At 59.3% G+C, this 12,245-nt stretch carries 14 protein-coding genes; 5 read left to right on the top strand and 9 right to left on the bottom strand.

Annotation, left to right across the window (positions count from 1 at the left end; all coding sequences use genetic code 11):
- The 3 genes from RMO15_RS26000 to queG form a co-directional block, all read left to right on the top strand.
- Window positions 1-200: hypothetical protein (locus RMO15_RS26000; RefSeq protein WP_309719647.1), on the top strand; the 200-nt coding region annotated here is incomplete at its 5' end.
- Complete coding sequence (locus tag RMO15_RS25995) at window positions 197-634, top strand: protein tyrosine phosphatase family protein (protein ID WP_309719644.1); 438 nt, start codon at window positions 197-199, stop codon at window positions 632-634. The genes RMO15_RS26000 and RMO15_RS25995, both read left to right, overlap by 4 nt.
- Entirely contained in the window at window positions 615-1,676 is a 1,062-nt protein-coding gene (queG, locus tag RMO15_RS25990) for a tRNA epoxyqueuosine(34) reductase QueG (protein WP_309719642.1), read from the top strand. The genes RMO15_RS25995 and queG overlap by 20 nt, the downstream gene beginning before the upstream one ends.
- A gap of 12 nt (window positions 1,677-1,688) precedes the next feature.
- Here queG and RMO15_RS25985 read toward each other — a convergent pair whose 3' ends face one another.
- Window positions 1,689-2,537, bottom strand: coding sequence for an NAD(P)-dependent oxidoreductase (locus tag RMO15_RS25985; RefSeq protein ID WP_309719639.1), 849 nt, complete (start codon window positions 2,535-2,537; stop codon window positions 1,689-1,691).
- A 43-nt stretch (window positions 2,538-2,580) separates the two neighbouring features.
- Between RMO15_RS25985 and RMO15_RS25980 the strand changes: the two genes are divergently transcribed.
- Window positions 2,581-3,348 (top strand): suppressor of fused domain protein, encoded by a 768-nt coding sequence (locus tag RMO15_RS25980; protein WP_309719637.1) that lies wholly within the window; start codon window positions 2,581-2,583, stop codon window positions 3,346-3,348.
- On the opposite strand, the gene RMO15_RS25975 is transcribed toward RMO15_RS25980, so the two are convergent.
- From RMO15_RS25975 to RMO15_RS25945, 7 genes are read right to left on the bottom strand one after another with little or no spacing between them, the layout of a single operon-like run.
- Window positions 3,345-3,920 (bottom strand): hypothetical protein, encoded by a 576-nt coding sequence (locus tag RMO15_RS25975; RefSeq protein ID WP_309719634.1) that lies wholly within the window; start codon window positions 3,918-3,920, stop codon window positions 3,345-3,347. The genes RMO15_RS25980 and RMO15_RS25975 overlap by 4 nt on opposite strands.
- A gap of 59 nt (window positions 3,921-3,979) precedes the next feature.
- Window positions 3,980-4,588, bottom strand: coding sequence for a hypothetical protein (locus tag RMO15_RS25970; protein WP_309719631.1), 609 nt, complete (start codon window positions 4,586-4,588; stop codon window positions 3,980-3,982).
- A gap of 50 nt (window positions 4,589-4,638) precedes the next feature.
- On the bottom strand, window positions 4,639-5,478 hold the full coding sequence (locus RMO15_RS25965) for a sugar phosphate isomerase/epimerase (protein ID WP_309719628.1): 840 nt from the start codon (window positions 5,476-5,478) through the stop codon (window positions 4,639-4,641).
- Window positions 5,479-5,489: 11 nt separating this feature from the next.
- Entirely contained in the window at window positions 5,490-6,590 is a 1,101-nt protein-coding gene (locus RMO15_RS25960; RefSeq protein WP_309719626.1) for a DUF5009 domain-containing protein, read from the bottom strand.
- A gap of 7 nt (window positions 6,591-6,597) precedes the next feature.
- Complete coding sequence (locus tag RMO15_RS25955) at window positions 6,598-7,197, bottom strand: GDSL-type esterase/lipase family protein (protein ID WP_309719623.1); 600 nt, start codon at window positions 7,195-7,197, stop codon at window positions 6,598-6,600.
- A 6-nt stretch (window positions 7,198-7,203) separates the two neighbouring features.
- Window positions 7,204-9,831 carry a tetratricopeptide repeat protein gene (locus tag RMO15_RS25950; RefSeq protein ID WP_309719621.1) on the bottom strand — a complete coding sequence of 876 codons (2,628 nt, stop codon included), beginning with the start codon at window positions 9,829-9,831 and terminating at the stop codon, window positions 7,204-7,206.
- Between the two features lie 15 nt (window positions 9,832-9,846).
- Window positions 9,847-10,779 (bottom strand): aminoglycoside phosphotransferase family protein, encoded by a 933-nt coding sequence (locus RMO15_RS25945; RefSeq protein WP_309719618.1) that lies wholly within the window; start codon window positions 10,777-10,779, stop codon window positions 9,847-9,849.
- Window positions 10,780-10,809: 30 nt separating this feature from the next.
- Between RMO15_RS25945 and RMO15_RS25940 the strand changes: the two genes are divergently transcribed.
- Window positions 10,810-11,889 carry a hypothetical protein gene (locus RMO15_RS25940; protein ID WP_309719615.1) on the top strand — a complete coding sequence of 360 codons (1,080 nt, stop codon included), beginning with the start codon at window positions 10,810-10,812 and terminating at the stop codon, window positions 11,887-11,889.
- Window positions 11,890-11,893: 4 nt separating this feature from the next.
- Here RMO15_RS25940 and RMO15_RS25935 read toward each other — a convergent pair.
- Window positions 11,894-12,245 (bottom strand): hypothetical protein (locus RMO15_RS25935; protein ID WP_309719612.1); only part of this gene is annotated, 352 nt, incomplete at its 5' end.

Below are 12,245 nucleotides of genomic sequence, written 5' to 3'. Positions count from 1 at the left end.
GGCACCGCGGCATGCCCAACGACGCGGACTACCCGCGCACGATGTATGCAATTGTCTACGAGCGTGGCTTTCTGCGCACGCCGGTGATTACCATCCCAAAAAACACCTGGGAGTCGTGGAGCGAGGACGCAAAGCATATTTTTCGGCATAACCAGGTGGTCGAGGACGAAGCACACTTGCCGAGGGTCTGGGGCACATGAGCCTCCATACGATCCGCGATTTTCTCTGGCTGGACGACAACCTCGGAACCTCGGGGCTGGTGCGCCCAGAGCAGCTCGAAATCATTGCCGCCGAGGGCTTTGTGTGCGTCATCAACCTCCTCCCGGATGAGTCCGATGCCTGGTTCCCCGAAGAGCCGGGACGTGTCGTCGAGCTAGGCATGGAGTTCGTGCGGATTCCGGTGATCTGGCGCAGCCCGACGCGTGAGAACCTCGACGACTTCTGCACCGCAATGGACGCTCACCATGGGCAAAAACTCTTTGTCCACTGCGCCGCCAACATGCGCGCGTCCGCGTTTCTCTACCTCTGGCGCTTGCGCAACGGCTTTAATGAGACAGAAGCCCTCGACGACCTGCACGACATCTGGCACCCCAACGGGGTCTGGGCGGAGTTTATTGAAGCAAATCGTCCGTGAGTACGCGCTGACGCTCTTTGACGACGTTGGCTTCACCACGCCTGCTGCGCCTGGGCATGCCGCCTTTGTGGATGCGTGGCTCGAAGCGGGCTATCACGGTGAGATGAGCTACCTCAAAACCCGCAAGCGCTTGCGCGGCGGCCCACTCAACTCACAGAAGCTTCTTGGGAAAGCAAGAAGCGTGATCGTCGTCGCCCAGAGCTATGATTTCTGTAACTCCCCTCCCTTTCCCGTTATCGGGAGGGAGGGGCGGGGGGAGGGAGGGCAACCAAGGGGAGTTATTGCCCGCTACGCCCGTGGCCAAGACTACCACCAAGTGATGTGGGACAAGCTCAACACGCTACGTGATTGGTTGGCGGAGGAGTTTCCGGGGACGGTCAGCCGGGGCTACACGGACTCGGGGCCGATTCGGGAGCGGGAACTCGCGGCGCGGGCGGGGCTCGGGTGGCAGGGAAAGCACACGAACCTGATCTCCCTCAAGCTGGGGAACTTCTTCTTTTTGGGCGCACTGCTGACCTCGCTGAAGCTGGAGCCCGACCCGCCGTTTGCGAGCCACCACTGCGGCACCTGCACACGCTGCATAACGGCCTGCCCTACCGGCGCAATTGTTGCCCCGATGACCCTGGATGCCCGGCGCTGCATCTCGTACCTCACCATCGAGCTTCACGGTAGCATTCCGGAGGAGCTGCGGCCTCTGATGGGCGATCATATCTTTGGCTGCGATGATTGCCTCGCGGCATGTCCGTGGAACGATAAAGCGCAGACGGCAAGCGAGGCAAAGCTCTACGGGGGCGACGGGCGCGTGGACTTGGTCGAGCTACTGGCACTGCTTGCCACCGACGATGCCTTCGAGGCGCGTTTTGCGGGAAGCCCCATCTTGCGAACGGGGCGCACAGGGCTGCGGCGCAATGTCTGCGTCGCATTGGGAAATGTTGGCAGCTCCGAGGCTATCGCGCCACTAGAGCACGTCGCCCTAACCGATCCCTCGGAGCTGGTGCGGGAGCACGCCCGCTGGGCGCTTCACCGATTAAGTATTCTTTGAGTATCTGTTGGCTTACTGGTCGCGCCAGGAGTGCACGGCTTTCCAGCCAAGAAGGCGCTCCGCCTTTCGGCAGTCAAAGACGGACTGGTACTCACCATGGCCTTCGGCTAAACGAGCAAGCGCTTCGTTGCCATAGTGATCCTGGAGCGCGTTGTGGAGTGGGGTCTCCAGGCAGGTGTCGGCGGCGGCGATCAAAAAGACCTCATGGGCGAGCGTATCAGCTTCTATTGCACAACGAAACGCGGTGGCGACATCGCGCACATCAATGTAGCTCCAGAAGTTGCTGCTTCCACCGTGGGGGTAGCTTGCTCGCCGGTCTGCCAGCCAGGTGTAGGTCTCTGGGGTAATCACATTGTTGATGCGTAGCGAGACAATTGGCATCTCAGGGTAGCGCACCGAGAGCGAATCGGCGATTACCTCGCCCAAGTACTTGGAAAGCGCGTAGGCATTGGGAGTGGTGACGCGATCGTCTTCATCGAAGGGGAACTTGGCCGGGAGCTGATCGGTGGTCAGCCAGCCCGTGGCCATCTCGGAGGAGGCATAGACAAGGCGCTTGACCCCAAAATCTCCGGCGGCTTGCAAGACATGGTAGGTCGAGAGCGTGTTGTTGGCAAAGACCGTCTGCCGTGGATCGCCGCTCGGCGCGGGATTGGCCGCGACATGGCAGACAAAGTCCGGCTTGACTTGGGCAAAGGCATCGTAGACCTCACCGGAGCTGGTGAGATCCACCTTGATAAACTGCCCCGGCAGGCCCTCAAGCCGTCGCTGATCCAGGTTCGTCACCTGATAGCCTGCCGCTGCTAGCTCACGGACAACATACGCGCCCGCTTTTCCACTTCCACCCGTCACGATAACTTTCATATGCTCAGTTTACCCTTGATTCTGAGTTATAATAGTTCTCATTATGGACGACGAACGAACCGAAGGCGGTGATCGCATCTATCGCTACGGCGAGACACCAGAGCGCTCCTTTGAGCTTCCTGAGATGGACAGTGAGGCGCTAGAGAAGATCGAGAAACACTACGAGCACCACTTTGGTAAGTCGCCTGGGGTCTACCACGAGATCCTCTCAGAGCTACTCCATATCGATGTTCATGTCTTCCCGCCAACCCCTGAGCGAGCCTGCTACGTCTTAGCGACGACGGGCATGAGTGACCGACCGATGCCCGGAACGCCTCCTGAGAACGCGGAGCTGGCACATGCGGAGCTTCTGATCTATCTTCCTCCCGACTGGCCGCTCTTCAAAAACACCTGGGAGTTTACGCGCGATGATGCGGGGTACTGGCCAGTGGCGGCCCTGAAGTTTCTGGCGCGGATGCCCCATGAATATGGCTCGTTCTTGAGCTGGGGACACACGATTCCCAACGGCCCTGATGCTGCTCCGATCGGCGAGAGCACAAAGATGGGCTGCTGGTGTCTGCTCTCTCCTGCCTTTGTACCTGAGGAAGCGGCGAGTCTGGAGATACGGCCTGGTAAAAACGTCCACTTTTTTCAGATCGTCCCCCTTTACCGTGAGGAGATGGGCATAAAGCTGAAGCACCGGATGGAAGGGCTTCTGGGGCTACTGGAGAAGGCTAAGATCTCTCACGAGCAGTTCTTCATCCTAAACCCCAGTCGCCCCAATGCCGCTGCCCCGCGTGGGCTCTTCGGCTGGCTCAAGCGAAGGACTTAAAATCGCAGGCCGAAGGTAGCGTTGTACTGGTCGGCGCGAACCCCGGAGAGTGAGCCTAGGCCGGTGTAGCGCACTTCGAGGAAGGTCTTCATGCTCAGAGGAAAGCCCAGTAGAAACGTAGGAACGACACGGATGCCACTCCTATCTTGGATTCCTAGGCTCGTGGTGGCTGTTGCGCGACTGCTGGTGAACTCGTTGCTGGGACTGGCAGGAGCATCTAGGCGCAGATCGTAGACTCCCAGCCCGAAGCCGTAGAAGTTTCGGGAGTTGTTGCGGGCACGATCACGCTCGATGTAGGAGATTCCCGTCGCCGAGAGAGTGTTGCCATTGCCCTCGTTGCGGAAGTGGGTCAGCTCCCAGGAGGGAACGCCGACACGACGTGCGCTGGTGCGGCCTGCCATTCCGACCCCGACCATAAAGCCACTGTCAGAGGTTGCCGTGCGCGTCCTCTCACTGAGCAGCGACGATGGCCCGCCAAAGATATATTTTCCAGCCCCCAAAATGGGCTCCTGTGCATGGGCAGCAGCCGCAACAGAGGCGAGCCCCAAAACGCTTAAAAACAGACGATTCATCAAGATGAGATTCCTTTCTTCTTAAGGAAAGAGAGGCTTTGCAACTTCTATGCTAAACCCTATTTTCTCATTCGAGGCTTCCAGGCATCCAGAGTTGTCTGCTGGCTTGTGTTGAGCAGAGAGCGCAGGCGGGTCTTGAGGTTCTCGGTGAGCTCTTTGAATTTTTGCATAGCCTCTTTGCGCACTTGTGGATCTTTTGCTCCACCACTCTTTTGCACATTGTTTTCCAGCTCCGTGAGCTGCTTCTGGCTGGCATTGAAGATCGGGTCGGTGAGATCCTTCTGGCCCGGCGTGAGCTTGAGGCTCTCCTGGAGCTCGGCCAGAGGACTGCGGGCTGTATTCGCGGCGCTCTCTTTCCCGTTCCCGCGTGAGGACTTCTTCAGGCGCTCTTGCGCTTCTTTGAACTGTGCTTGCTGCTCGGGCGTGAGCATACTGAGTATCTCAGCTTCGAGCTTAAAAGCCACGCCTTCGAGCTTTTTATTCTGCGACTCGGTGAGGGTGAGGGCCTGAAGCGCCTCCGCGAGTGCCGTGACGGAGTTGCGGTTGCGAAGTGGCTGTGCTGTAGTACTGCGCTCCGCTTTACGCGCTTGCTTGTCGGGTTTTTGGGCTTGCGCAGGCAGGCTCAGCGCGGCTAGCGCGACGGTGGCAAGAAAGAAAGTCTTTTTCATGCCACCGTAGACGCACATACCTATTTCTGAGTTCACTGGTAGCCTGATTGTTAGGCGCGCCTCTCTTGTTCGGCGGTCAAGAGCGGGTTGCCTTGGTGCACCACGCTTGCGGCGCTCTGCTTCTCCCAGAGCAGACGCGCGAGCACTCGACGCACCATCGCAAGCTGCACGGCGATCTCGGCGTACTCGTTTTTCTTGGAGTGGTGTTCCACGCCCCAGCAGCCGGTGTAGCCCGCATCGAGCAGGAGCTGTATCTTCTCCGCTAGGCAGCTATGGGTGATCTTGGCATCTACGTGGGTGTGGATCGCATACGGCGCGAGCCGCCGGTCGCCTTCGTCGGGGTCGCCCTGCTCCCAGTGGCCGATGTGCAGCAGAATCCCATAGGCCGGGTGCGCAACCGTCTTGGCGATGTCTTCCATGTTGTCGGCGATGAGAGAAATCCCCCAGTGGGTCTCCGGCCCCACCGAGAAGCCATGCTCTTGTCCAAACTCGCAGTACTCACGGAACTGGTCGCTGATTACCGTGAGCTGCTCAGGCGTCATCCGCTCCAGCTTGCCCCCCGTGTCAATGCGCACCGTCTTGGCCCCCAGCGCAGCCGCCACTTTAAGATGTTCAAACGCCTGCTCCCGATTCTTTGCCCGCACCGCTGCATCGTCCTCCCAGACATGGCAGCCGTCGGCGTGGTAGTTGACCAGAGTGAGCTCGCGCTCCTCTAGGCCGTGACGCACACTACGGATAAAGCTAGGTTCGAGACTGGGTAGAAGCCCGTTCCAGATATCCGCTGTGTCGAGTCCGTAGCGAAAGCGGCAGCTCTCCAGATAGCCAAAAATATCAATTTTGCCCTCGGACAGAAGCCCGTGAACACTGTAGCCCGCGATAGAAATCTTCATCGTTGTTTTCCTTAGATCCTTAAAAAGAGTTGACGGCGGTGCATCCAAAAAAGAATCCCCCAAAGGATCGTGAGGGTTGCGGCACCGTGGAGGAGTGGCTCGTATGCCACCCCGAAAATCGCAAACGGCGTGTGGCCAAGGTGCCGATAGAGCGCTTTTTCGATCAGCTCCACGAACAGCCACGAGAGGCAGTAGGCCGCAATCGAGTTTGTCCCGATCACCACCAGCGGAAAGACGAGGCGCTTCTGGCCCCGCACATCCACAAGATAGTAAAAAGCCGTGAGAAACACAAAGCACCAGCCGCCACTAAAGAGTACCCAAGACGGCGTCCAGATACGCTTGACGACGGGACAGATACCCAGTGCCCCCAGCAGCGCTCCGCTGATGAGCAAGACCAGCGCCGTCAGCAGAAACACCTTTAGGCGCTTTTGGGGCGATTGCCCGTTACGCAAAACGCCACCCGCCAAGAGCCCCAGAAACATTGTCCCAAGAGTCGGGATGAAGCTCAAGGTGGCATAGCCTCCCTCGTTGTGGACAAAGCGCTCCTCACGGGGAAAGAGATTGAGAAACCACTGGTCAAAGCGTGCGGCCAGGTTGCTGTCCTTCTCCCAGTGCATCGCAAACGCGGCCCCGTAGCCCACGAGGATCACTGCAAGTACAACCCACTGGATTTTTCGTGGTGTCAGGCCCAGTAAAAACAGAAAACCATAGCCCAAGCCGATCTGGGTGAGCGTGTCCTCAAAAGTGAAGTAGGTCTGGGGATGACCCAGTGAGCGCAGAAAGATTCCCAGTAGGATGAGCGTGAGCGCACGCCCGAAGGCATGGCGCGTGAGCTGCACCTTGCTCTGGCCTTTGGCAAGCCGACTCGCCAGTGAGAAGGGGAGCGCAACTCCCACAAGAAACGAAAATGATGGCTGGATCAGGTCGTGGAGCGAGCAGCCTTCCCAGCTCACATGGCTCTGGTGGTGGCCCATGAATGCCAGAAACACACTGCCAGGAACCGCCTTGGCAATATTCTCCCAGTGGAGTACCTCCGCGAGCATCAGGAGCATCACCAAGCCACGGTAGGCATCGAGTGACAGCAGGCGCTCAGGCTGGGGTGAGGTACTCATAGGGAGATTAGTGCGTCAGAAACGGACGCACGGTATCGGCGAGGATCTTGTAGCCGTCGGCATTGAGATGCAGCTTATCGGTGATAAAGAGCTCCGGGCGCGGCTCGCGGCTGGGGCTAAAGAGCTTCTCGCGCACTGGGATAAAGTCCACGCCGTTGCGCTGGCAGAGGCGCTGGATAATCGCATTGGCCTCCACGACGGCATCGCGCTGCGCCCAGCGGCTGGGGCTACTGGTGAGCTCGATGTAGGAAATCCGGGTGCGGGGCAGAAGCTGGCGCACGGTGACCACAAAGTCGCTGAAGTCTTGGGCCACCTGGCGGGGCGTGCGCTTGGCGTTGATGTCATTGGTGCCGGCGAATAAAACTACCTGGCGCGGCTGGTAGGGGAGCAAGATGCGGGGCGCAAAGTGCGTCGAGTCGGGGAGATTGGAGCCGCCAAAGCCTCGGTTGAGTGTGCCGTAGCCAGGGAAGTCTCTCTCCAGGCTCTTCCAGAGCTTTATCGTGGAGCTTCCCACAAAGACAATGCCGCTAGGCTTGGGGAAGCGCCTGCGATCTGCCGCCTCAAAGGCCGCGATCTCTTTCTCCCATTTATCGGGTTGTGCTTGCATACTCTCTTAGTTCTCCAAGGCCCGTGCGATTGCCTCCTCCAGGGTCAGGCCATGCCCCCGTGCAAAGACGGCTTCGAAGGCGTCGTCGCCGAGACCCGCGCGAGTGCTTTTCAGATGGTACAGGTGACTTTCCTGTATGCTGTGTGGTGTGGCAGTCCCGATCTCTTCTTTGAGCCGCGTTGCAGCGCCCCAGAGGAGGGCCGCATGGGAGAAGTTTTTCTCGTCTAGCGCCAGATTGGCGAGCGACTCCAGGCAGATAATCACATTGAACCGGTCTTCCAGCTCCTGACGCGTGCGCAGGCTCTGCTGGAAGTAGGCCCTTGCCGCTTCGTTGTTGCTCTGGCGCTGGGCGATATTTCCCAGGTTCAGGAGCGAGGAGGCAACGCCGTTTTTATCCCCCAGCTCTTGCTTGAGGGCCAGGCTCTCTTCATGATAGCGGAGTGCTGTAGCAAGATCGCCTCGCTGGTGGGCGATATTTCCTAGGTTATTGAGCGAGATGGAGATGCCGCTCTTATCCCCCAGCTCCCGCTTGAGGGTCAGGCTCGCTTCATGGTAGCGCTGCGCCGTGGCGTAGTCTGCTTGGAAGAAGGCGCTATTTCCAAGGCTGTTGAGCGAGGCACTCATGCCACGCTTGTCGTCAAGTGCCCGCCGGAGATCCAGGCTCTGCTGACCGTAGCGTTCTGCAGCGGCATAGTCGGTCTGGGCACCGGCGAGGACGCTGGCACCGTGGAGCGCTGCTGCGCGGGCTTGGGTGGGAGCCTCACCGCCTTCTTGCGCTAGCGTCCGCTCGTACCACTCTCTGCCCTCCGTCAAGTGCCCTCGATTCCACCAAAACTTCCAGAGTGCTCCCGCGAGTGTCTGCCCCAGAGGAACGCTCGCAGGTTCGCTCAGGCAGAACTCCAGTGCAGTACGTAGGTTGTCGTGCTCCCGTTCTAGCTGCTGCATCCAGTGCGTTTGGGTCGGGCCGACGAGCTTTGTCCCCGCTTCTTGGGCAAACGCGAGAAAATAATCTCGGTGTCGAGCGCGGGTTGCCTCGCCTGCTCCACTGTCTAGAAGCCGCTCCCGAGCGTACTGGCGAACCGTCTCCAGAAGCCGGTAGCGGGCAGTGCCTTGGCGCTCCTCGTAGACGACAAGGCTCTTGTCGAGCAACGAGGTGAGCAAGTCCAGCACCTCCCCGTCTTCCACCTCGCCGCCCACACAAATGGCTTCCGACGATTCTAGTTTCCAGCCACCAGAAAAGACCGCGAGGCGGCAGAGAAGCGCTCTCTCTTGCGCATTCAGTAGGTCGTAGCTCCAGTCAATCAGCGCTCGGAGGGTCTGCTGGCGAGGGAGCGCCGTGCGCGAGCCACCCGTGAGTACCCGAAAGCAATTGCTCAGGCGCTGCTCCAGCTGCTCCAGCGGCAACGCACGAACGCGGGCGGCGGCAAGCTCAATGGCCAGAGGAATCCCATCGAGCCGAAAACAGATTGAAGCCAGGGCGGGAGCACTCTCATTGGTGACACTAAAGTCCTCTTTTGCGGCCACCGCGCGGTCAATAAAGAGCCGGACAGCCTCAAAGTGCGAGAGGCTCTCGGCGGTATGGGCCGTCGTCGGGAGGGGGAGGGAGAGCGAGGGGACGCGGTAGACACTCTCCCCGGAGATCCCAAGCGCCTCGCGGCTACTGGCGAGCACCGTCAGATGGGGGCAGACCCGGGTTAGTGCCGTCACCAGCGCCGCGATCGCATCCAGCACGTGCTCACAGTTATCCAGCACGAGCAATAGTCGCTTTTCACGCAGAGTCCGAGTCAGCGCTTGTGTGGTCATCTCTCCCACCGCCTCCCGCACCCCCAGCACCTCGGCGAGCGTTCGAGGGATAAAGGCCGGATCACTTAGAGGCGCAAGCTCGATCAGCCAGACACCATCGGGGTAGAACTCCAGGGAGTCCGCCGCGACTTGGAGCGAGAGCCGTGTCTTCCCGCTCCCTCCGGAGCCGGTGAGCGAGAGCACGCGAGTGCACCTAAGCAGGCTCTTAATCTCTGCAAGCTCTTTCTCACGGCCAATGAAGCTAGTGAGCTGCTGGGGCAGGTTATTGGAGTGGGTTGAGAGCGACTTAATCGGGGGAAAGCTATCCGGGAGCTCGGGGTGCTGGAGCTGATAGACCTGCTCGGGGTGGGCTAAGTCCTTGAACTGGTGCTGGCCCAGATCGCGCAAGGCAGCAGCATTCGGGAGAGAGTCACCGATCAAGTCATAGGTTGCCTGAGTGATCAGCACCTGCCCTCCATGGCTTGCCATCAGGAGCCGAGTAATCCGATTGAGAGGCTGCCCGAAGTAATCGCCATCGCGGCTCTCCGCCGTGCCGGTATGGAGCGCCATCCGAACCTTGAGCGGTGTCTCGGCGGGCCAGGCTTCGTGGATGAGCATGCACTGTGCTTCCAGAGCGGCATCAAGCGCCGCCGCGGGGTTGTCGAACGCCGCGCAAAAGGCATCACCGATAGTCTTGAAGACGTGGCCTTGGTGCCGGGTGATCACCTCACGCAAGAGCGCATCATGGCGTGCCAGTGCCTGGCGCATTGCCGTAGAGTGCTCCTCCCAGAGTCTAGTGCTTCCCTCAATGTCCGTGAAAAGAAACGTGATGGTGCCAACAGATACAGGCATAAGAACCTACGGGCATTATACAGAAACCTTGACCTGTTTCCGTGCTTTTTCCGCCAGCTCCTCGATGCGCTCTGGGCAGCGGTCAATGGCCCAGCGCACCAGATCGAAGGACTTGAGGAGCGCGAGGTTCTTGACTTCGGCGAGAAGCGTGGCCCGCGCTGTAATCGGCCAGCCGTAGCCGTCCAGAAACGCGTCTTGGTGCTCCGTGGGGACGTTTAGGAGATCATAGTGGGGCACGAGGTGTGACTCCGCACAGCCCCAGTCGAGTAAGAAAAGCGTGCCATCGGACGCAACAATCGTGTTGCGGGGCGCGAGATCGCCATGACACAGCCCGAAGCGAAATTCGCGCAGATACAGCTCGGAAAAGTGCGCATGGATAACATCACGCTGAGAAGGTGCATAGACGCCCAGCGCCAGTAGCGGGTCATCATCGGTGAGGCTGGCAAGGTTGTAGCGCAAAAAACGTTGCCAGCCGCGCTGGGCAGGTGTCGGGCAAAATATGTCGAGCGATGTGGGCTCTTCGCGAGTGTTGGTAAAAGAAAATATTGAGGCAGAGTCGCCAAAACCAGAGAGGTGGCATTTATGAAAGCGCCTAGCATACTCCCCGAGTGTCTGCCACAAAACCGTAGGGCTCAGAGCACTCTGCTCGCCGTTGACTCCCTCGACAAAGCTCTGAATCTGGTAGGGCCAGCCGTCGTGGGTGCTGAGCTTAAGTACCAGAGGGCTTGGGATTTTAAGGAGGGTGGCTTGCTCTAGACACCAAAGCTCTTTCTCATAAAAAGCCCCCGCACGGTGCTGATCCTCCGGCTTGGGCAGACGGATGATAATCCGATTTTTGGGGAACTGTGCCACGAAAATCTCGTTTACACTTCCAAGGCCCAGAAGCGCTTCGACACTCGTGGCACCTTGGCCGAAAAACTCTCTGGCGATTGCTTCCGCGCGAACCATAGCCTCCATCCTATCAGGTATCCTAAAACTATGAGCACTGTTTCCCCCGACGCGATCCAGGCCGCGCAAGACGCTCTCGATGCCCATGTGCGCGAGATTATTTCCTGGCATTTCTCCCCCGAGACCGGCAGCCCCTTCTGGCTGGAATGGGCCAAGTCCGCCGACTTCGACCCCATCAAGGCCGTGACCTGCGCTGCCGACCTGGCCCAGTTTCCACACTTCCAGGACGAGTGGCTGCGCGACCTGCCCAACGAGGTCTGGGTGCCCAAGCAGTATGCAGGCCGTCCGTTCCATGTCTTCGAGACCGGTGGCACCACGGGTATGCCCAAGCAACGCATCGGCTGGGAAGACCATAAGCACGACTACGAGGAGTTCTCCGACGGCCTCGACGAAAAATACTTCCCCAAGGGTGCGAACTGGCTGATGCTGGGCCCCACCGGCCCACGCCGCCTGCGCCTCTCCATTGAGCACCTTGCGAACTTCCGAGGCGGCTCGTGCTACCACACGGACCTCGACCCGCGCTGGGTAAAGCGCCTGATCGCCGATAAAGAGTTTGAGACGGCGAAGAAGTACAAAAAGCACGCCGTTGAGCAGGGCGCGACCTTGCTCAAGAACCGTAAAATTTCCTGCCTCTTCACCACGCCACTTCTCTTAGAGGCGCTGGATGAGTACGTCAATGTCCCCGATGCCGGAATCAAGGGCGTCTTCTGCGGCGGAACCTCCATGAACCCGCAGACCGTGCGCTTCTTGATTGAGGAGATTCTCGACAACCGCGCCCAGTTTGTCCCGACCTACGGCAACACGCTGATGGGCCTCGCCCAGAGCCGCCCCGTCACCCGTGAGGACAACTACTCCATCACCTACCACGCCCCGCAACCCCGCGCGATCCTGCGTGTTGTTGACCCCAACGACACCAAGACCACCGTGGACTACGACACCTGGGGCCGCGTCGAGCTCTCCACGCTCACCAAGGAGTTCTTCATGCCGCGCTTTTTGGAGCGCGACGAAGCCCTACGCCGCACCCCCTGGGGCCGCTTCCCTTGGGACGGCGTGGCTGAAGTCCGCCCGTTTGGTGCACTGGAGACCAAGGCCATCGAGGGTGTTTACTAAAGCCTCACCAGTCGTCCTGGAAAGACTTCGGAGGGAGCGCCCATGACTTGGTGCGCTCCTTTCCTTTTTCTGAGATCATCTCGCCTGCATCCACGGAGAACCTGCCGGGTAGGAGAGCAAAACGGAAGCTGTTATTATCATTGTTTTCGTAGGCACTGACTCGAAGGTGTTGCAGCTTTTCATCCCGGCGCTCCACAGAAACAATGGTGACCCAGCGCGGATAGCCTTCGACATCTCTCCAAAAATAGCTCTGTAGTTGCCCGGGGTAGAGCGCTTCCAGCTGACGGCAAGTCTGGTGGTACAAGCCCTTAATCGTACTTCCTTGTGCGGGATGGTCGTAGGTATTGATGTGAAGA

The organism is Armatimonas sp. (genome assembly GCF_031410135.1).
Lineage (GTDB): Bacteria > Armatimonadota > Armatimonadia > Armatimonadales > Armatimonadaceae > Armatimonas.
This window is presented reverse-complemented; position numbering and strand designations above follow the sequence as displayed.

Coding starts and splice junctions, on each gene's coding strand:
- RMO15_RS25995 (WP_309719644.1), top strand. CDS start 197: ATGAGCCTCCATACGATCCGCGATTTTCTCTGGCTGGACGACAACCTC.
- RMO15_RS25985 (WP_309719639.1), bottom strand. CDS start 2,537: ATGAAAGTTATCGTGACGGGTGGAAGTGGAAAAGCGGGCGCGTATGTT.
- RMO15_RS25980 (WP_309719637.1), top strand. CDS start 2,581: ATGGACGACGAACGAACCGAAGGCGGTGATCGCATCTATCGCTACGGC.
- RMO15_RS25975 (WP_309719634.1), bottom strand. CDS start 3,920: ATGAATCGTCTGTTTTTAAGCGTTTTGGGGCTCGCCTCTGTTGCGGCT.
- RMO15_RS25970 (WP_309719631.1), bottom strand. CDS start 4,588: ATGAAAAAGACTTTCTTTCTTGCCACCGTCGCGCTAGCCGCGCTGAGC.
- RMO15_RS25965 (WP_309719628.1), bottom strand. CDS start 5,478: ATGAAGATTTCTATCGCGGGCTACAGTGTTCACGGGCTTCTGTCCGAG.
- RMO15_RS25960 (WP_309719626.1), bottom strand. CDS start 6,590: ATGAGTACCTCACCCCAGCCTGAGCGCCTGCTGTCACTCGATGCCTAC.
- RMO15_RS25955 (WP_309719623.1), bottom strand. CDS start 7,197: ATGCAAGCACAACCCGATAAATGGGAGAAAGAGATCGCGGCCTTTGAG.
- RMO15_RS25950 (WP_309719621.1), bottom strand. CDS start 9,831: ATGCCTGTATCTGTTGGCACCATCACGTTTCTTTTCACGGACATTGAG.
- RMO15_RS25945 (WP_309719618.1), bottom strand. CDS start 10,779: ATGGTTCGCGCGGAAGCAATCGCCAGAGAGTTTTTCGGCCAAGGTGCC.
- RMO15_RS25940 (WP_309719615.1), top strand. CDS start 10,810: ATGAGCACTGTTTCCCCCGACGCGATCCAGGCCGCGCAAGACGCTCTC.